Here is a 16,949-nt window from a genome sequence, read left to right on the forward strand (position 1 = left end):
GTTATTTTTGCGCAGCCAGGTTGGTTATATACCGTACGAATTTTTCATCATTGTATTCAGCACGATTAAGGTGCCTGAAAACAACGTTGCCCTGTTTATTGACCACAAGCGTTGTAGGAATGCCTTCGCCGAAAAGGCTATTAGGTACATGACTTTCGTCGCCTCCATATACAGGGAATGTATAACCTTTGTCTTTCAGAAATTGACTTGATTTGACCAGGTTATTATCCACATCAACCATCACAAAAACGATATTAGTATCGGCTTTCACTTTTTCATAAAGCGAATTGATCGACGGCAGTTCGGCAAGGCAGGGCGGGCACCAGGTGGCCCAAAAATTGATGAAAACCACTTTGCCTTTTTGCTGTTGCAGGTTAATGGTTTTGCCATTGGTGTTTTGTACCAGCATGGCCGGAGCGGGCTCTGGCTTATCGCCTGGTTTGGACTTTGGAATATCCGGTTTAAAAAAGCCGATCATCATCAATCCCATTATCAACCAGCTTTTCATGCGTGCGCTGTATAAATACACCGCCAGGAAAATTACCATTAATACGGTAGATATTTGCGACCAGGTGATCTTTTTGAAATTCATGCCGCCTCAAATATACGGTCTTTATTGCTGGGCGGGTGTACTAAGTAACTTCCATGCCGGTATTGCTGAAACTGCACCCAAGGTTGTAGCCGCAAGGTATATCCACAAATGTTCGGTATGGCCGGAAATAACAGCGGGGGCGAATGACCTTGCCGGGTTCATGGAAGCGCCGCAAACAGGCCCGGCAAACATAGCTTCGAGCGCAACCATACTGCCTATGGCAATACCCGCAAACATGCCCTGTTCTTTGCTGCCCTTAGCTACGTTGATGATGACCAGCATAAGGAAAAAAGTAAGTATGAATTCAAGAATAAACGATTGCATATCGCTGCCGGCGGGTATAGTAGCGCCTAGAAATTGATTGGCGGGAAATAGCAATTTAAGGGTGAGGCTTGCAAGCACTGCGCCCGTCAACTGGCTAAGGATAAATGGCATTAGTTCCCTGGCCGGAAATCTCCCGGCAACAGTAAACGCAATACTTACTGCGGGATTTAAGTGCGCGCCGGAAATATCGCCGAATGCGTAGATCATGCTCATTACGATCAATCCGAAAGTAATAGCCACGCCGACATGAGTAATGCTGCCCTGCGTTTGCTGGTCGATAACAATGGCCCCCGTACCGGCGAAAACCAGTGCGTAGGTGCCCAGGAGCTCAGCCAGGTACTTTCTCATCCTGATTTTTGCCGACCCAAAATTCAACGCCTTTTGCCTGTTCGATAAATGAAAGAACAGTTTCTTTTACCTGGTCTCTCACCTTCCTGGTTTCCTCTAAAACGTATTCTGCCGTACCGGAAAAACCGGACGGGTCAGCGAACGACCACCCCAGTCTTTTAACCACACCAGGAAATATCGGGCACGATTCGGCACTTGCTGCATCGCAAACCGTAACTACAGCATTATAACGTTTCCCTTGTTTAAATAGATCAAAAACGCTTTTCGTCGCATTTTTGCTTATGTCAATACCGACTTCCTGCATCACTTTTATGACGTTGGTATTCAGTTTGCCTGGCTCCATCCCTGCGCTTTCTGCATGGAATGCGTCTCCACCGTATTGGTTCAAAAAGGCTTCGGCCATTTGGCTGCGGGCCGAATTGTGTATGCACACAAATAAAACATCGCGCTGTATCATACTGCTGTTTTTTAATGGTCTTTTATAATATGTGTCTTTTTACAAAATCCTCGCAATACCTTTTGATCATATCCCGCACCCGCCTGAATTCATTCATAATTTCTTCAGGCGTACCCTGCGCTTTTGCGGGATCAGGAAAATTGTGATGAAAGCGCTCCATTTTGCCCGGAAAGTAGGGGCAGTTTTCATTCGCATTGTCACAAACGGTTATCAGGTAGTCGAAAGGTATGCTCAGGTATTCATCAACATTATTTGATGTGTGTTGCGTTATATCGATGCCATCGTCGGCCATTACCTGTATAGCCTTGGGATTTACGCCATGCGTTTCGATGCCTGCGCTGTATACTTTCGCTTTATCGCCTGCAAAATACCGCAAATAACCTTCGGCTAACTGGCTGCGGCAACTATTGCCGGTGCATAGTACTAGTATATTCTTCATTTTTTTAAGCAGATAAAGTTTTCATCATCACAACGGCCGATTGCGGGCACACAAAACTAAATTCGGATGATTGCTGTATTTCGGCAGGTACATCGGCCCGGCCGATCTTTTTGTACCCTTTCCGGCTAAAGTAACCGGGGGCAGTCTCGGTTAGCAGGAAAATGGTGCCGGAACCCTGTTCTAAAGCCAGGTCTTCGATCTGCTTAACTAATTTACTGGCTATGCCTTGCCCCCTGAAATCGTGCTTCACAACCATTGAACGCAACAGGCTGTAATTCCCATAACGCTCAATGCCAATTGCACCAATAACTTCGTCGTTTTGTTTAGCCACGATGAAATTCTCCAGGACTGCCGGCAGATCGCTTGCAGGTAGCTTTTCCGTTTCAAGCATTGCCGCAATGCTTTCCCTATAATTTTTCGCTTCTACAATTTCCATCAGATTCAATTACAGCATCCGGGCGCACAACAAGCAGTCTCTTCAGGTTTTTCCGCATATACCGTCACGCTGAATATTCCTGTTTGCCCACCTTTAAATGCTGCCAATTCGGGTTCGTTTAAATATTTTGAAAGAATGTCATCCGGTATGATCACTGGCTTCTCTTTCTGTACAGTTATATTTTTAAAGCCATTTGACTTGATCAATTCAAGGTAAAGTTCTTTTTGTATGGCACCTGAAATACAGCCCGCATACATTTCGGCGTCATCTTTTAGTTTGGCTGGAAGGTTACCTACCAAAACTACGTCGGAAATACTGAAATGCCCCTTTGGCTTTAAAACCCGGAAAATTTCCTTGAATACCGCGTCCTTATCGGGCACCAGGTTAAGCACGCAGTTACTGATAACCACATTGGCAGCATTTGACGTAACGGGCATCTTTTCGATATCGCCCATGCGGAACTCTACATTATGAAGGCCCAGTTTTTCGGCATTAACCCGCGCTTTGCTGATCATCGCTTCTGTAAAATCAATGCCGATCACCTTACCGGTTTCACCGGTTTCATTACGAGCTACGAAGCAGTCGTTTCCTGCGCCTGAGCCCAGGTCAATAACTACGTCACCTTTGTTTATCAGGGCATACTGCGTTGGTAATCCACATCCAAGGCCAAGGTCGGCATCAGCTGTGTAACCTCCGAGTGCCGAATAGTCATCACTCATAATATTATAGACTTCCGTGGAGCAGCAGCCTGATCCGCAACAGCTTGATTGGTTGGTCGCTTTGTCCTGTAAAGCTATTTCGCTATATTTTTGCTTTACTTCTTCTTTTATTTCGCTATCTGTTTTCATGATATTAATTGTAATATTACGATTAATCGTTTCAAATTTTTTTTAACAGCATTTTCCCGGGTCGCAGTACGACCTCATAAATAAACCGAGTTCGTCCTGCAGCAACTTCCAGGCTTTTGGTTCAATACAATAGCAGGTGCTCACGCCCTCAATTGTGCCTTGTATCAATCCCGCGTTCTTCAATTCCTTCAGGTGCTGAGAGATAGTAGCCTGTGCGAGTCCCAGATCGTCTACCAAATCGCCGCAGATGCAGGCATTGGCTTTGATCATTTGCTGCAAAATGGCAATCCGGGCAGGGTGCGCCAGTGCCTTAAGCATCCCCGCGAGCCTGTTTTGTTCTTCAGTAAATATTTCCGTTTTCGTTAAACCCATAATCAATCGCAATATTACGATTAATTTATCAATTCCAAATATTTTTTTAAATTTTAAAACTTAAATGAATAGTGTGGCTGCGGTGTTATTACCTGTTTGCCGCTTTTTTTGAAAATAATTTCGACGCGATGAACACCTTTATTACCAGCAATGCAGTTATCAGGTAAACATTATAGATATCCGCTATCACCGGGATAGAGGTTTTGGGTGCTATATTATTATACACAATTACAATGATTATGCTTAAGGGCAATATCAATGCATCCAGTATAATTGAAATGATAAGTTGCCCGGTTTTTCCTTTCTGGTAAAGATTAAGTACGAAGTTATTGGCAAAATAGCAGAACAGCGAATAGGCGATAAGCATTATCACGAACACTTTATTGATTGGGGAGGACGCAGGAGCGTAATAGACTTTGCTGAACCTATGGATAAGAAAGGGCATCCAGAATTCGATCGTCGTATACAACATAAAACCGTAAAATAGCGCAACGCTGAGAAAATGCAGCATGTATTTCAATGTAACCGAGGCCGATCTGTCCAGTTGAGAAGTTTTCATATCCAAACATAACAAATTGTTTAATATCCAAAATAAACTACCTAAGGATATTAGAAAAATAGCGTAATGGGAAAACCGTGTTCGAGCGTGATTGTTAAAACGGATGGGCTTAACTTTTTCCGGCATGTTACGTAAAAGTCTGAAATAGAAACGCCTGGTTAATTGATAACATTTATCCGCTTGTGGAGCTAACCGAATCTGCCGAAATATTAAAATTGATCATTGAAGGCACTAATGCCGGAATATGGGATTGGGATTTTGAAACCGGTGAGGTCTTCTGGTCCGAGAATTTTTACGGCCTTTTAGGTTACACACCCGGCGAAATACCCGCGAAAATAGAAACATTTTACGATCTGCTGCATGCCGAGGATAAAGTACTTGTAACCAAGGCGCTTAATGCTCACCTTAAGTATAAAGCGCCTTACCGGGTTGAGGCGCGGTTACGTACGAAGGATAATGGCTATAAATATTTTGAATGTACAGGTAAAGCCATATTTGAAAACGGCAAACCGGTGCGTATGGCCGGGTGTAATATGGATATTAACGAGCGTAAAGTGCTTGAAAATAAGCTTGCGCTGAACGAATACCTGCTATCGGAAGCCGGCCGCCTGGCCCGGATGGGGGGGTGGGAATTCGATATTGCCCGGAAGGAGAATGTTTGGTCGAAAACGGTATATGATATTTACGAGCTGCCGTACGACCATGATCTTGCTTTTGATAACCCTTACACTTATTTCCTGCCACCGTACGATGAGACCCTGAAAAAAGCGGTGGAGCAAACCGTAAGTCATGGTATTATCTGGGACCTGGAATTGCAGTTGCTGACAGGAACAGGTAAAGTGATATGGGTTCGTTCTTACGGCGAGCCCGTTTTTGACGCGAAAGGCGAGATCATCAAGTTGAGAGGCGTTTTCATGGACATTGAAAAATACAAGACCAATGAGATAGCCCTGAACACTTCTATTGAGTTGATCACACAAAACAACCTTCAGCTAAAAAACTTCACCCATTTGCTGTCCCATAATATCCGCAACCATGCCAATAATATTGCCATGCTTACCTCGCTGATGGACGACAGTACGCTTGACGAGGATAATGCGGATATGCTTCAGAAAATAGAGAAGGTATCGCAGGGGCTAAGCGCAACCCTCGACGACCTGGCCGAGGCGATCAAAGTACAGGAAACTGAACTCATTGCCGATAACCTGAACTTTTCGGAAGTGATAGACAGTGTGTTGGCTGTGCTGGAGTCTGACCTGCAGGCTAACGAAGTTGCCATAAAGCGCGAACTGTGGACCGAAAAGGTGCAATTTCCCCGTTTATACCTCGAAAGCATTGTGATGAACCTGCTTACCAATGCCATTAAATACCGTAAACCCGATGTGCCGCCGGTCATAAATCTGCGCACTTATACCGACCATAACGATTGCGTGGTTTTTGAATGCCAGGATAACGGCCTTGGTATAGATCTTGAAATACACGGCAAAAAGTTGTTCGGCTTATATAAAACCTTTCACGAAGGGAAGAACTCGCACGGCGTAGGCCTGTTCCTCACTAAAACTCAGATCGAATCTCAGGGCGGCCATATCCTGGTTGACAGCGAACCGAACCAGGGCAGCACTTTTAAGGTAGTATTTAAATCGAAGAGCTAACCGGCTTATTTATCCTCGTCGCCCTCAAGCACAATATTGCTGTTATAATCCGTACGGAAATAAACCGGGACCGCCGCATCGTCCTTTGGGTTTGTGTAGATATAAACCGTATATTTTTTGCCAGGCTCCAGCCTTAAGATGTAATTTTTATTTAGCCCAAAGCCTTCTGCAACCACAAAGCCTGGGTTTACCCGGTTAAAATAAATGATGGAATTTTGCCTGTCGGCGCTAAAACTATCAAACACCACCTGTTTACCGGCGCCATTCACCATCACCCTTTTAAAAGCGGAACCGTTGCCCGATACGATGGCTTTCCTGCTCTTATCAATATACGCAACGGGGTCCTTGCTGCACGCTGTTACAAAAAATATGAACACGACACCGCAAAGCAATAAATTATTAATTTTCATATGCTGATAAATGAAACAAAGGTTAAATTTATAAAACCTGTTTAAATACCTTTATCTTATTTGTAATATTGAAATACAAATATTACATTGCGTCAAACCGACACATTAACGCCGTTTTTTTTGATCATGAGAAAGCAAACCAAGCTGGTTTTTTGCGCCCTGATGCTGGCGGCGCCTGTATTCTTTTACTCGTTTATTATAAAAACCGGCAGGTTAGTTTCGATGTCCGTTGCACAGACGGACGCAGGTACCGTTTCAGGCGTCAAGAATGAAGCCGGAGACATTACGGCCTTCAAAGGGATACCCTTTGCTGCGCCCCCGGTTGGCGATCTGCGGTGGAAAGCGCCGCAACCTGCAAAACATTGGACAGGCGTACGTAAATGCGATGCGTTTGGCGCAAGCCCGATGCAGGCCAAGCCCACGCCATTTATGGTATATACGTCGGAGTTTTTGATTCCTGAAAAACCTATCAGCGAGGATTGCCTTTACCTGAATGTATGGACCGGCGCCAAAAGTAAAGCCGAAAAACGTGCTGTTTTTGTATATATCTATGGCGGCGGGTTTACAAGCGGAGGCAGCGCCTGTGATATTTATAATGGCGAGGCGCTGGCAAAAAAAGGGGTTGTATTTGTATCCGTTAATTACCGTGTTGGGGTGTTCGGCTTTTTTGCTCATCCCGAACTCACCAGCGAATCACCAAACAAAGCATCAGGCAACTACGGTTTGCTCGACCAGATAGCGGCGTTGCAATGGGTTGAGAAAAATATTGTGGCCTTTGGCGGCGACCCGGCTAATGTGACCATTTGCGGTCAGTCGGCCGGTTCGATGAGCGTGAATGCTTTAGTTGCATCGCCGCAGGCAAAAGGATTATTCAAAAAGGCTATTGCCGAAAGCGGCTCACTAACCATAAAAAACCCGGTGCTGCCGGCTGCCACGTTACAGGTAGCGGAAGAAGAGGGTGTTAAATCGGCTGAAAAGGCAGGCGCGAAATCGTTGGCCGATCTGCGTGCCATGTCAGCCGAGGATGTGATGAAGAAAGTGCAAGGCCGTTATTCGCCTATCGTTGATGGTTTCGTTCTTCCCGAAAGCATACCGGATATATTTGCAGCTAACAAACAAAATCATGTGGGCCTGATAACCGGCTGGAATGCTGATGAATCGTTTATAGCGGGTTTTAAAAATAAGGATGATTATAAGAAACAGGTGGAGCAGCAATACGGTGCAGAAGCTGCGGAATTCCTGAAATATTTCCCCGCCGAAACGGATGAGCAGGCGGCCCGTTCGCAGGTCGAGATCAGCCGTAACCAGATATTTGCCTTGTCGGGCTATAACTGGGCCAATATGCAGAGCCAATATTCCAATTCGCCGGTATATGTTTACAATTTTAACCGCAAGGTACCCGCCACTGCCGAGTATGCAAAATTCGGAGCTTTTCATACGGCCGAGGTGCCTTATGTAATGAATGACCTGAAGTTTCTGCAAAACCGCCCGCTGGAAAAGGCCGACTATGAACTGGCCGACATGATGTCGGATTATTGGGTAAACTTTATCAAAACAGGTAACCCTAACGGTAAAGGCCTGCCGCAATGGCCAAAGTACAATACTGCGGACAATAAGGTAATGGTGTTCGACGTCACTTCTAAAGCCGAAAAGGTACCCGGCAAAGGCGGATTAGATTTTATGCTGACGAAGGCTAAAAAATAGATCAGCCTACCCGTTGCAGGGTTGCCGACAAATGATTTTGGAAACTGAGTCCGCGCGAGGCCATGTTTAGTTCGTAAGCCAAAGCGCCTTCGGACATCGTAAATACCCGTTGTGATCTGATCGTGCCCTTGATGTCGTTTTCAATATGAATGCTTTCAAATATGAAGCTGTTCAGTTCATTTCGGACGAGTTCATAAGTCTCCTGCCTGCCGCTGAGCTGCGAACTGACCATCAGTATTTTATTGTCCTTAAGAAGAATAAAGCCGGTGTCCCAAAATACGGTTTGGCCATTCTTTTCAGTATTGTTTCGATACAGCGTTTTTTGCTCAAAATGTACCACATCTTTAAATTCATCTGGTGTAAATGCAAGCCGCTCAGTATATTTAGTATTGTCGATAGTGGGATATTGGGCGAACCCTTCGCCCTGCCATTTTCCCGTTAAGGAGTTTTTAAGCTTCAAAAATACTTCGTTCATACCATGCTATTTTAGTGTTCGCGCTATTAAATATTACGGCATCACTAATCCAACTGCAAATAAGCTATTTTTGTTCGGACAACATATCACTGATTGCTGATGATCAAAAACCTTCGGATTGAAGATTTTATTCAACTTGATATCCCTGTTGCGGATGTGCGCACACCGGCCGAATTTACACAGGGGCACATACCGGGCGCCTATAATATTCCTTTATTTAGTAACGAGGAACGGGTTCAGGTTGGTACTACTTATAAACAACAGGGCCGCGAAGAAGCTATCTTGCTTGGTTTTGATCTGACGGGTTCCAAATGGTCCGGGTTTATCAAACAGGCGTTGGAGATTTCGCCCGAAAAGAAGATAGGGGTACATTGCTGGCGCGGCGGCATGCGTAGCGGCGCCATGGCCTGGGCTCTGAATTTATATGGGTTCAATGTTTATCTGCTTGAAGGCGGCTATAAGAAATACCGTCGCTGGGTATTAGACCGGTTTGATGAAAAGTATGATCTGCTGATATTAGGCGGTATGACAGGCTCGGGAAAAACCCGCATCCTGCACGAAATGCGGAAAGCAAATGAGCAGGTAATAGACCTGGAAGACCTGGCCCAACATCAGGGTTCATCCTACGGCACTATGAATAAATTGGTACAACCTACGCAGGAGCAATTTGAGAATAACCTTGCGTGGCACCTCGCCCGAATCGACAAAACACGACCACTATGGCTGGAAGACGAAAGTATCACCATTGGTAAGCGATCTATTCCAAATAGCTTGTGGCACCAGATGCGGGTGGCGCAACTGGTAGATGTCAAAGTCCCGTCGAATGACCGGGTAGAATTTTTGGTGGAAGAGTATGGCAAACTCGATAAAGACTTTTTAATAGAATGCACTCAACGGATATGGAAACGATTGGGACCCGAACAAACAAAAAATGCGATACTGGCTATTAATGATGGCCGCATGGCCGACTTTATAAAGATAGTTTTGGTTTATTACGACAAGACATACCGTGCTGGCCTGAGCAAACGGTCGTCGGAAGATATTTATACATTGGACTGTGCGGATAACAATGCCGCGGCGAACGCGAAAAATATCCTTGCCAACGTGAACAAATTGAAGCACCTGGCCTGACAAAACAATTAGAATGATTGCTGAAGAAATAAAACTGACACAATACTCGCATGGTGCGGGCTGCGGCTGCAAGATAAGTCCGGCGATATTGGACAAAATGCTGCATAGTCCCGTGCAATATCAGCCGGATGCGCGATTGCTGGTGGGAAATGACAAGCGTGACGATGCGGCTGTTTACGACCTGGGCAATGGAACCGCGTTGATATCTACAACCGATTTTTTTATGCCGATAGTAGATGATGCCTATGATTTTGGCAGGGTGGCTTCGGCCAATGCCATAAGCGACGTTTATGCCATGGGCGGTAAACCTGTACTGGCCATCGCTATATTGGGGTGGCCGGTTGATAAACTGCCGCCCGAAACAGCACAAAAAGTACTGGAAGGTGCACGCGCCGTATGTGCCGAAGCAGGCATAACGCTGGCAGGCGGGCACAGCATAGATTGCCCCGAGCCCGTATTTGGATTAGCTGTAAATGGTATTGTAGATATCGAAAATCTGAAGCAGAATTCGACGGGGATCCCCGGCTGCAGTTTGTACCTGACCAAAGCGCTTGGTGTGGGTATACTGACGACTGCGCAAAAGAAGGGAATATTAAAGCCCGGGCACGCTTCGGTAGCATTTGAAAGCATGGTGAAACTGAACAAGATCGGCGAGAAAATAGGCCGGCTGGACTATGTAAAGGCAATGACCGATGTTACCGGGTTCGGGTTACTGGGACACCTGGCCGAAATGTGCGAAGGAAGCGGGCTGCAGGCCGTTATCGACTTTGATAAAGTACCGAAGATAGAAGGTATTGACGAATATCTCGACCAAGGCAGCATTCCCGGTGGTACAAACCGCAACTGGGCAAGTTATGGGAATAAGATAGGCGAAATAACTGAAAGGCAAAAGCACATACTTGCCGACCCCCAAACAAGCGGCGGGCTTTTAGTTGCCGTCGAATCCGGGTTTGAAGAACAGTTTGAAGTTTTTCTGCACGAGAATGGTGTTCCGGAAAATAGTATTAAATCATTCGGTCTGTTGAAAGAGCCGGCAGGGGATATAGTGATAGAAATCGTGTAAAAAAAACCGGCCGGGCGGAAATACGAAAAACAGGGAAACATATTTCAAACCCGGGCCGGTACCTATGAATGATCTGGCTGCTTGCAATCAATCAATTGTGATTGCTGCCATCGTCATTACCATGATTGCCATTGTCATCGTTACCTTCGCCATGATGGTGTTCTTCAAATTGGTTGTCGCAGCTTGTACCAAGGTTCAGCCTGATAGCGTCGTATAGCGCTGTATTTGATGCCTGGCTGATAACAATAGTGCCGCCTGTTTGTGCAGCTCCATCCAGGTCAGCTGTTGAGATACCTTTAAGCAATTTATCCAGGTGCATTTGAATAATGCTGGTATAGTCCATGCCGGCGGCAACTGTTACGTTTTCAGCTTCTGCCTTTATAGTTGCGTCGTCGTTGAGGTCGAACTCGATGGGAATATCGCCAGTGCCGCTATTGTAAGTACCTTTCAGGATCAGCGGCATAGAAGCCGGATCTGCAGAGTGGGTGAACATAATTTTGATCTCGATCTCGGTAAACGTACCCGGGTTAAGCGTAATACTTGTAACGGATGGTGAAATAGAAAAAAGGTCGACGTTTGAGAGATTCCTTGAAGTAAGCTCGATCTCGGTGCCATTTTTTTTCGCCTCTAATTTAAAGCGGGTGATGTTAGCGGTGCCGCTCGTCCACGTAACCGAAGCGCTTGCGGTCGACTGGGTAACCAGTCCGTTCACGGATGCAAGCCCGGCCGAAGAGTTAACTGCTTTTAATTGAAATGCCATTTGAGGGGCGGTTGATGCAGGGGCGCCATCATTTTTTTTGCATGCTCCCAGTGCGATGGCCATAAGTGCAACAGTGGCCATTGTGCTGATTTTTAGTGTTTTCATATGGGGGTTTAATTTGTAACAAGTATTTTACACAGTTACGGCCCGATGGTTACGGCAGTTGCCCGTGTCTTAAGAAATTTATTTAACAGTAAATTTTTTGTAGGAAACGATTGCAGGGTGCCATTTTCGATTTAACTTTGCCGCAGCCTATGGTTCTAAAAAATCTGACTTGTATTAAAATACTTCCTCTCGTTATCCTGTTATCGGTCCTGTCGAATGATCAAAATGTCTTTGCGCAGCAAACTAAAAAAAAGCACACAACCAAAAAGACAGCCACCAAAAAGACAGTCGCAAAAAAACCCTCGGCGCCTGTTTTCAGGTTCAGGACAGTGATCATAGATGCCGGGCATGGCGGCAAAGACCCGGGCGCCCATGGAAGGTATTCGAAGGAAAAAAATGTAACCCTTGCCATAGCTAAAAAACTCCGTACCGCCATAACCGAACAAATACCCGCACTTAATGTGGTGATGACGCGCACCACGGACAACTTTGTTGAACTGCACCGTCGCGATGATATTGCCAGCGAGAACAAAGGCGACCTGTTTATCTCCATTCATTGCAATTCAAACCCCGAAAACCCGACTGCCGAAAATGGGGTTGTGTTGCTGGTTTACGGTTATCATCGCAAAGGCGAGCAAATGGAAGCTATACGGGAGAACGCTTCGGTATTCCTGGAAAAGGATTATCAAAAAAAATATAAGGGTTATGGACCTAACAGTGCTGTGAACGCCATCTTGTTAAGCGCCTACCAGCAAAAATATCGGAGACAATGCATCCGTTTTGCCGACCTTATTAATCACGAATTTAAAAGTGTGGATGGCCGTCACAGTCATGGGGTAAAGGAACAGGGTGTATTGGTGCTGCAGCAAAGCGCTATGCCTGCAGTGTTGGTGGAAACCGGCTTTATCAATAACCGCAAGGATGAAGCCTACCTTAACTCGGCAGAAGGGCAGGCCGAGATCGTGCAATCCCTGATCAGGGCGATAAAGAAATATAAAAAAGATATCGAGCAGCAGAAGAACTAAATCAGAACACAACCTTTTGTATGTCCGTATCGCTGATGCTGAAAGCGTCCTTCAACTGTGCGTTTACATCAGCTAATGCCTTACTATTTCTTTTATGGGTGTAAGCGGTCTTTAAGCCCGTCAACGACCAGCCATTTTTGGGGTTGATCACCAGGTCGTGTTTCAGCACGGCAATTGCCTCGTCATACTTTCCTGCTTTAAGTAATACATTGCCCAGGTACTGCCTGGCAGGTATGGCCCAATCGCGCGGTTCGTCATAAATAATATGATCCTCGGCTTTCACTGCCTGCTGCAGATAGTTTATGGCCATACCATATTGTTTCTGATCCTCAGCGATGACACCTTCCAGTATCAATTCCGCAACGGTGGCCGGTTCGCGAAAAGGGCTGAAGTTATCCAGCGCTTCATTAAGTACTTTATCCTGCATTTGTTTTTCGAGCAGATGAAGCTCTTTTCGTGCCGAAGCAACATCGCCCTTGCGGCTGTAAGCAACTCCCTTGGCAAAATGTTGCAAAACACCACAGTAAACAAGGCTGTCGGCAATGTTCGACTTCAGGATATCGTCCCATTTACCAAAACGCAGATTTGTTAAAAGGGGCTGCATGTACAGGTACTGAATATAATTACCATCGGCGCTTTTCAAAGCAAGGTAATCCGTGGGGATCGAATTTTGTAATTCAGTGGCTCCTGACATAGCCGTGTTATAGTTACCGGCCATTTGCGCGCAATTTATCCGCATGTGCGTATTATGGAGCGCATATAAAGGAAAATTGTTTTGTACAGGGGCATACTGTTTCAGGTAATTATTGTAACCGGCTACGGCGCGTTCATTATTCCCTATCCCACGCTTATAGTCGCCTGTGCGGATATAAATATGCGATGGCATGTGGGTAACATGCGAAACGCCGGGCATAAGCGTATCAAGTATGTGGGCACTTTTAAGGGCCAGCCCCGGCGTTGCTGATGCCTCCATAGTGTGGATATAATAATGGTTGGCTCCGGGGTTTTTAGGTGACAGGGCCATCGCCTGTTCCAGTAATGCACGTATTTTGGGTGTCCATGGTTTTGGTGTAAAGTCGTGCGCGTAAAGGTCCCAGGGATGCAATAACAGCAATGCATCGGCATATAGGGTAACCACATCGGCGTTGGCCTTGTGTTTTTCATAAACCGATCGCATGGCATCGGCATATTTCTTCCTCAGGTCTATGACGGCGATTGTAGTATCGGCACTGTAACGCTGTTGAATAGCATTGATCAGGTCTTTTTCAACGGGCGTACAATTGCCCGAAAGCTCCCGGCTTTTCACCGCGGCCTCCAAAGCATCTGAGGGTGGGCGATACCCGTTAGGGTAATTAATGGTAGGCCCTTCGGCCAGCGCTTTTCCGTACCACGCCATGGCGCATTTAGGATCGAGGTGCGTGACTTTGGTAAACGAAGCTATTGCCTCTATAGAATGGAACCCATAGTACATGCTGATTCCCTGGTTAAAGTAGAACTGGGCGCTATCGCTTGCATTAGAGATTTTCCATTTATAATTTCCCCAACCAGTCAACGCTGGAATATCAGCCGTGCTATCTATAAGCGGAACGCAAAGGGTGGCCTTAACCGGGAACGCCTTGAAATAAGTTTGTGTCGACGCAATCTCTTGTTTAACAGGACTATTCTGCGGCCACTGAGCAAACACGAAAATAATTAGCATCAAAACGATGGACAGGGCGGAGCTGTGGAGTTTCATGACGGTGTGATGAAGGATGTCTGTAACCAAATTACGCAATTTATCTGTTACCGCATGAATATTTTGGTAATTTACTATTACGATGTTATTGGCGAAAAAGCTAATTTTATCTAAAATCTTCCCGCTATGAAAAATCATCCATTTTCCCGACGCGATTTCCTTCGAGTAAGCTCCTTAGGCGTTGGTGCGTTTGCTCTGGGCGAAACGTTAATGTCCTTCTCGCCAAAGGATGGCAAAAAATTGGGTATAGCGCTGGTTGGTTTGGGTTACTACAGTTACGGGCAGCTTGGCCCCGCGCTGCTGCATACTAAAAACTGTTACCTCGCCGGTATTGTTACAGGCCATCCGGCCAAAGCTGAGGCCTGGAAAAAGCAATATAACATTCCGGATAAGAACATTTACAATTACGAGACTTTCGACAAAATAAAAGATAACCCAGACATTGATATCATTTACGTGGTGCTGCCGGTATCCATGCATAAGGAATATACCATCCGTGCGGCGCAGGCAGGCAAGCATGTCATCTGCGAAAAGCCGATGGCGCTGAATGCAAAAGAATGTGAAGAGATGATAACCGCCTGCAAAAAGGCAAACCGTCTGTTATCCATCGGCTACCGGCTGCATTTCGAGCCGCATAATATGGAGATCATGCGGTTGGGGCAAAAGCAGGTTTATGGCAAGGTGACTGCGATAGATACGGGTAACGGCTTTGTTTATGGTGGCACCGACAACAGTGCCTGGCGTTTGAAAAAAGCAATGGCCGGTGGCGGCGGGTTGATGGATATGGGCATTTATTCCATACAGGGTTCGCGTTATACGCTTGGGCAGGAGCCGGTAGCGGTAAAAGCGCGGCAGGAGAAAACGCGCCCCGAATTTTTTAATGAAGTGGACGAAACCGTTTACTGGGAACTGGAATTCCCGGGCGGCTTTGTGGCCACGGGTAAATCAAGTTATAATCATAATTGGGGCTACCTGCATGTCGAGGCAGAAAAGGGTAAGTTTGGTTTAGAACCCGCCTATGGCTATGGCAGCGTAGAAGGCTATACACCCGCCGGGCCTATGCACATTCCGCAGGTAATACATCAGGCTATGCAAATGGACGACTTTGCCGAATGTGTACGTCAAAATAAACGGTCGCGCGTACCCGGTGAAGAAGGGCTAAAGGACATGAAAGTGGTTGATGCGATTTATCGCAGCCTGGATTCGGGCAAAAAGGAGAAAATTGTTTAATGTATCAAACACCCGGTCAGTCAGGCAGTTGCATTGAATACTTTCCCGTAATAGCCTGCTATCAGGTTGGCCTGATCCAAACCATTGATCACTTTGCGGCAATTTATAGCATCGGTAATGGTATCATTAAAATACTTTGACAAGCTAACCCCGGTAAACATACCGCCCTTCATGCCAATAACCGCTATTTCCGCTGCTGTGGGAATCTGTAACGCCAGGTCAGGATTATGAACCAGGTCGATATGTAAAAGATTAGCAAAGGTTTGATAATTGTCTTTCCAGGTTAGTTGTACTATGCCGCGGCCGTAATAAGTTTGCCCGGTAACCGGATCGGGGTTGTTATATCTTCGTCCTTTTCTCGACCCCAACGACTCAGGTATGGGTTTCAGCCCGCATTCATGGATACCGGTAGCGATAATGTAGGCAATTTGCCGGTGATCGGTTACGCCATGGTTCTCGCATGATTGCAGTATCGCATTTACGGTATCAACCTGTGGTTGACTCAGCGGACCTAAAATAGAACGGATTGCGTCAAATAACTCTGGGGTACTTTGCATAGGTTTATAAGGTTATATATAAATATAGTAAAAAAATGTTAAAATGCTTTAGATCATATTGTTTTTTATAAAGGTTTTTTACATTTGGATTGTGAAGATCGCTGCGTCTATATTGATCATGTATTTCGGTTTGCTTATGGGGCAGCCGTTTGTCAATATGGGTTTAAAGGTGACTAACAAGCCGGGTAATTGCCGCTCCAATGACATGTGTTGCAAAGAGAAAGCAAGACACCAGGACGAGGCGCCGGGAAAAGATCATAATGGCGGGTGCAACCGCGATTTTTGCAACCCTTTTGTTCCCTGCGGCACTTCGATGCCGGCAACAAAGCCTGTTCACAGTTTTAAAGACGTGATACGGGAACTTACTGTTAATTTGACACCAGCAACCAACGACGATATTGTTTCGAACTATTTATCTGACTGCTGGCGACCGCCTAAGCTATTATCCTGAACAATCGCCCTCACTCTGAAACGATAAGGATAATTTATTAACATTAAAATTTATTAAAATGAAAAAAATAAGCTTAGGCGTAGTGGCTATGTTATTGGCCGGCGCAACCGTATTTGCAAGTGGTACTGCTGTTAAACCTGATACTAAAGTTGTAAAAAAGGAATGCACAGGCCAATGTGCCAAAAATATTAAAACCGGCACCTGCAAGGATAAAGCAACCTGTTCTGATATGAACAGTTGCAAAGGCAGGTGTAATTAATATTTGCCCCTTAACCA

At 45.7% G+C, this 16,949-nt stretch carries 21 protein-coding genes; 8 read left to right on the forward strand and 13 right to left on the reverse strand.

The window, feature by feature from the left end; all coding sequences use genetic code 11:
* Position 1 precedes the first annotated feature (1 nt).
* The 8 genes from VL525_RS05800 to VL525_RS05835 all read right to left on the reverse strand — a co-directional run bounded on the left by VL525_RS05800 (position 2) and on the right by VL525_RS05835 (position 4,375).
* On the reverse strand, positions 2 to 592 hold the full coding sequence (locus tag VL525_RS05800) for a TlpA disulfide reductase family protein (RefSeq protein WP_325384302.1): 591 nt from the start codon (positions 590 to 592) through the stop codon (positions 2 to 4).
* Between the two features lie 21 nt (positions 593 to 613).
* Positions 614 to 1,264, reverse strand: a complete 651-nt coding sequence (locus VL525_RS05805) for an aquaporin (protein ID WP_325384304.1) — start codon at positions 1,262 to 1,264, stop codon at positions 614 to 616.
* Positions 1,245 to 1,721: an arsenate reductase ArsC gene (locus tag VL525_RS05810; protein WP_325384306.1), complete on the reverse strand. Its 477-nt coding sequence runs from the start codon at positions 1,719 to 1,721 to the stop codon at positions 1,245 to 1,247. The genes VL525_RS05805 and VL525_RS05810 overlap by 20 nt, the downstream gene beginning before the upstream one ends.
* Before the next feature lie 22 nt (positions 1,722 to 1,743).
* On the reverse strand, positions 1,744 to 2,160 hold the full coding sequence (locus VL525_RS05815) for an arsenate reductase ArsC (RefSeq protein ID WP_325384308.1): 417 nt from the start codon (positions 2,158 to 2,160) through the stop codon (positions 1,744 to 1,746).
* A gap of 4 nt (positions 2,161 to 2,164) precedes the next feature.
* A complete protein-coding gene (gene arsN2, locus VL525_RS05820; protein WP_325384310.1) occupies positions 2,165 to 2,596 on the reverse strand; it encodes an arsenic resistance N-acetyltransferase ArsN2 in 432 nt (143 codons plus the stop codon).
* A 5-nt stretch (positions 2,597 to 2,601) separates the two neighbouring features.
* Entirely contained in the window at positions 2,602 to 3,444 is an 843-nt protein-coding gene (locus VL525_RS05825) for an arsenite methyltransferase (RefSeq protein ID WP_325384312.1), read from the reverse strand.
* Positions 3,445 to 3,486: 42 nt separating this feature from the next.
* On the reverse strand, positions 3,487 to 3,816 hold the full coding sequence (locus VL525_RS05830; RefSeq protein WP_325384314.1) for a metalloregulator ArsR/SmtB family transcription factor: 330 nt from the start codon (positions 3,814 to 3,816) through the stop codon (positions 3,487 to 3,489).
* An 88-nt stretch (positions 3,817 to 3,904) separates the two neighbouring features.
* Positions 3,905 to 4,375 (reverse strand): hypothetical protein, encoded by a 471-nt coding sequence (locus VL525_RS05835; protein ID WP_325384316.1) that lies wholly within the window; start codon positions 4,373 to 4,375, stop codon positions 3,905 to 3,907.
* A 182-nt stretch (positions 4,376 to 4,557) separates the two neighbouring features.
* Here VL525_RS05835 and VL525_RS05840 point away from each other — a divergent pair, with 182 nt between their 5' ends.
* Positions 4,558 to 6,027 (forward strand): sensor histidine kinase, encoded by a 1,470-nt coding sequence (locus tag VL525_RS05840; protein ID WP_325384318.1) that lies wholly within the window; start codon positions 4,558 to 4,560, stop codon positions 6,025 to 6,027.
* Positions 6,028 to 6,032: 5 nt separating this feature from the next.
* Here the strand turns inward: VL525_RS05840 and VL525_RS05845 are convergent, their stop codons facing one another.
* Positions 6,033 to 6,437: a hypothetical protein gene (locus VL525_RS05845; protein WP_325384320.1), complete on the reverse strand. Its 405-nt coding sequence runs from the start codon at positions 6,435 to 6,437 to the stop codon at positions 6,033 to 6,035.
* 126 nt (positions 6,438 to 6,563) lie between these two features.
* Between VL525_RS05845 and VL525_RS05850 the strand changes: the two genes are divergently transcribed.
* Positions 6,564 to 8,141 carry a carboxylesterase/lipase family protein gene (locus VL525_RS05850; RefSeq protein ID WP_325384322.1) on the forward strand — a complete coding sequence of 526 codons (1,578 nt, stop codon included), beginning with the start codon at positions 6,564 to 6,566 and terminating at the stop codon, positions 8,139 to 8,141.
* A 1-nt stretch (position 8,142) separates the two neighbouring features.
* On the opposite strand, the gene VL525_RS05855 is transcribed toward VL525_RS05850, so the two are convergent.
* Entirely contained in the window at positions 8,143 to 8,616 is a 474-nt protein-coding gene (locus tag VL525_RS05855; protein ID WP_325384324.1) for an FABP family protein, read from the reverse strand.
* Positions 8,617 to 8,715: 99 nt separating this feature from the next.
* On the opposite strand from VL525_RS05855, the gene mnmH reads away from it, so the two are divergent.
* Entirely contained in the window at positions 8,716 to 9,747 is a 1,032-nt protein-coding gene (gene mnmH / locus VL525_RS05860; RefSeq protein WP_325384326.1) for a tRNA 2-selenouridine(34) synthase MnmH, read from the forward strand.
* Between the two features lie 16 nt (positions 9,748 to 9,763).
* Positions 9,764 to 10,810, forward strand: coding sequence for a selenide, water dikinase SelD (gene selD / locus VL525_RS05865; RefSeq protein ID WP_325384524.1), 1,047 nt, complete (start codon positions 9,764 to 9,766; stop codon positions 10,808 to 10,810).
* Between the two features lie 91 nt (positions 10,811 to 10,901).
* Here the strand turns inward: selD and VL525_RS05870 are convergent, their stop codons facing one another.
* Positions 10,902 to 11,675: a hypothetical protein gene (locus VL525_RS05870; protein ID WP_325384328.1), complete on the reverse strand. Its 774-nt coding sequence runs from the start codon at positions 11,673 to 11,675 to the stop codon at positions 10,902 to 10,904.
* A 149-nt stretch (positions 11,676 to 11,824) separates the two neighbouring features.
* Here VL525_RS05870 and VL525_RS05875 point away from each other — a divergent pair, with 149 nt between their 5' ends.
* Entirely contained in the window at positions 11,825 to 12,700 is an 876-nt protein-coding gene (locus VL525_RS05875) for an N-acetylmuramoyl-L-alanine amidase (protein WP_325384330.1), read from the forward strand.
* A gap of 1 nt (position 12,701) precedes the next feature.
* Here VL525_RS05875 and VL525_RS05880 read toward each other — a convergent pair whose 3' ends face one another.
* Positions 12,702 to 14,435: a hypothetical protein gene (locus VL525_RS05880; protein ID WP_325384332.1), complete on the reverse strand. Its 1,734-nt coding sequence runs from the start codon at positions 14,433 to 14,435 to the stop codon at positions 12,702 to 12,704.
* A 126-nt stretch (positions 14,436 to 14,561) separates the two neighbouring features.
* Here VL525_RS05880 and VL525_RS05885 point away from each other — a divergent pair, with 126 nt between their 5' ends.
* Positions 14,562 to 15,665, forward strand: coding sequence for a Gfo/Idh/MocA family oxidoreductase (locus VL525_RS05885; RefSeq protein ID WP_325384334.1), 1,104 nt, complete (start codon positions 14,562 to 14,564; stop codon positions 15,663 to 15,665).
* A gap of 20 nt (positions 15,666 to 15,685) precedes the next feature.
* Here the strand turns inward: VL525_RS05885 and VL525_RS05890 are convergent, their stop codons facing one another.
* A complete protein-coding gene (locus VL525_RS05890) occupies positions 15,686 to 16,222 on the reverse strand; it encodes a glycoside hydrolase family 19 protein (RefSeq protein ID WP_325384336.1) in 537 nt (178 codons plus the stop codon).
* Between the two features lie 91 nt (positions 16,223 to 16,313).
* Here VL525_RS05890 and VL525_RS05895 point away from each other — a divergent pair, with 91 nt between their 5' ends.
* Both VL525_RS05895 and VL525_RS05900 read left to right on the forward strand, forming a co-directional pair.
* Positions 16,314 to 16,673: a hypothetical protein gene (locus VL525_RS05895; RefSeq protein ID WP_325384338.1), complete on the forward strand. Its 360-nt coding sequence runs from the start codon at positions 16,314 to 16,316 to the stop codon at positions 16,671 to 16,673.
* A 58-nt stretch (positions 16,674 to 16,731) separates the two neighbouring features.
* Positions 16,732 to 16,932 (forward strand): hypothetical protein, encoded by a 201-nt coding sequence (locus tag VL525_RS05900; protein ID WP_325384340.1) that lies wholly within the window; start codon positions 16,732 to 16,734, stop codon positions 16,930 to 16,932.
* Positions 16,933 to 16,949: the final 17 nt, after the last annotated feature.

Origin of the sequence: Mucilaginibacter sp., assembly GCF_035492695.1 — a bacterium.
In the GTDB taxonomy this organism is placed as follows: domain Bacteria; phylum Bacteroidota; class Bacteroidia; order Sphingobacteriales; family Sphingobacteriaceae; genus Mucilaginibacter.

Excerpts from the sequence above, each read along its gene's own strand:
- VL525_RS05800 (WP_325384302.1), bottom strand. The coding sequence starts at position 592 with ATGAATTTCAAAAAGATCACCTGGTCGCAAATATCTACCGTATTAATG.
- VL525_RS05855 (WP_325384324.1), bottom strand. The coding sequence starts at position 8,616 with ATGAACGAAGTATTTTTGAAGCTTAAAAACTCCTTAACGGGAAAATGG.
- VL525_RS05890 (WP_325384336.1), bottom strand. The coding sequence starts at position 16,222 with ATGCAAAGTACCCCAGAGTTATTTGACGCAATCCGTTCTATTTTAGGT.
- VL525_RS05870 (WP_325384328.1), bottom strand. The coding sequence starts at position 11,675 with ATGAAAACACTAAAAATCAGCACAATGGCCACTGTTGCACTTATGGCC.
- VL525_RS05835 (WP_325384316.1), bottom strand. The coding sequence starts at position 4,375 with ATGAAAACTTCTCAACTGGACAGATCGGCCTCGGTTACATTGAAATAC.
- VL525_RS05845 (WP_325384320.1), bottom strand. The coding sequence starts at position 6,437 with ATGAAAATTAATAATTTATTGCTTTGCGGTGTCGTGTTCATATTTTTT.
- VL525_RS05885 (WP_325384334.1), top strand. The coding sequence starts at position 14,562 with ATGAAAAATCATCCATTTTCCCGACGCGATTTCCTTCGAGTAAGCTCC.
- VL525_RS05825 (WP_325384312.1), bottom strand. The coding sequence starts at position 3,444 with ATGAAAACAGATAGCGAAATAAAAGAAGAAGTAAAGCAAAAATATAGC.
- VL525_RS05815 (WP_325384308.1), bottom strand. The coding sequence starts at position 2,160 with ATGAAGAATATACTAGTACTATGCACCGGCAATAGTTGCCGCAGCCAG.
- VL525_RS05810 (WP_325384306.1), bottom strand. The coding sequence starts at position 1,721 with ATGATACAGCGCGATGTTTTATTTGTGTGCATACACAATTCGGCCCGC.
- VL525_RS05850 (WP_325384322.1), top strand. The coding sequence starts at position 6,564 with ATGAGAAAGCAAACCAAGCTGGTTTTTTGCGCCCTGATGCTGGCGGCG.
- arsN2 (WP_325384310.1), bottom strand. The coding sequence starts at position 2,596 with ATGGAAATTGTAGAAGCGAAAAATTATAGGGAAAGCATTGCGGCAATG.
- VL525_RS05805 (WP_325384304.1), bottom strand. The coding sequence starts at position 1,264 with ATGAGAAAGTACCTGGCTGAGCTCCTGGGCACCTACGCACTGGTTTTC.
- VL525_RS05875 (WP_325384330.1), top strand. The coding sequence starts at position 11,825 with ATGGTTCTAAAAAATCTGACTTGTATTAAAATACTTCCTCTCGTTATC.
- VL525_RS05900 (WP_325384340.1), top strand. The coding sequence starts at position 16,732 with ATGAAAAAAATAAGCTTAGGCGTAGTGGCTATGTTATTGGCCGGCGCA.
- mnmH (WP_325384326.1), top strand. The coding sequence starts at position 8,716 with ATGATCAAAAACCTTCGGATTGAAGATTTTATTCAACTTGATATCCCT.
- VL525_RS05830 (WP_325384314.1), bottom strand. The coding sequence starts at position 3,816 with ATGGGTTTAACGAAAACGGAAATATTTACTGAAGAACAAAACAGGCTC.
- VL525_RS05880 (WP_325384332.1), bottom strand. The coding sequence starts at position 14,435 with ATGAAACTCCACAGCTCCGCCCTGTCCATCGTTTTGATGCTAATTATT.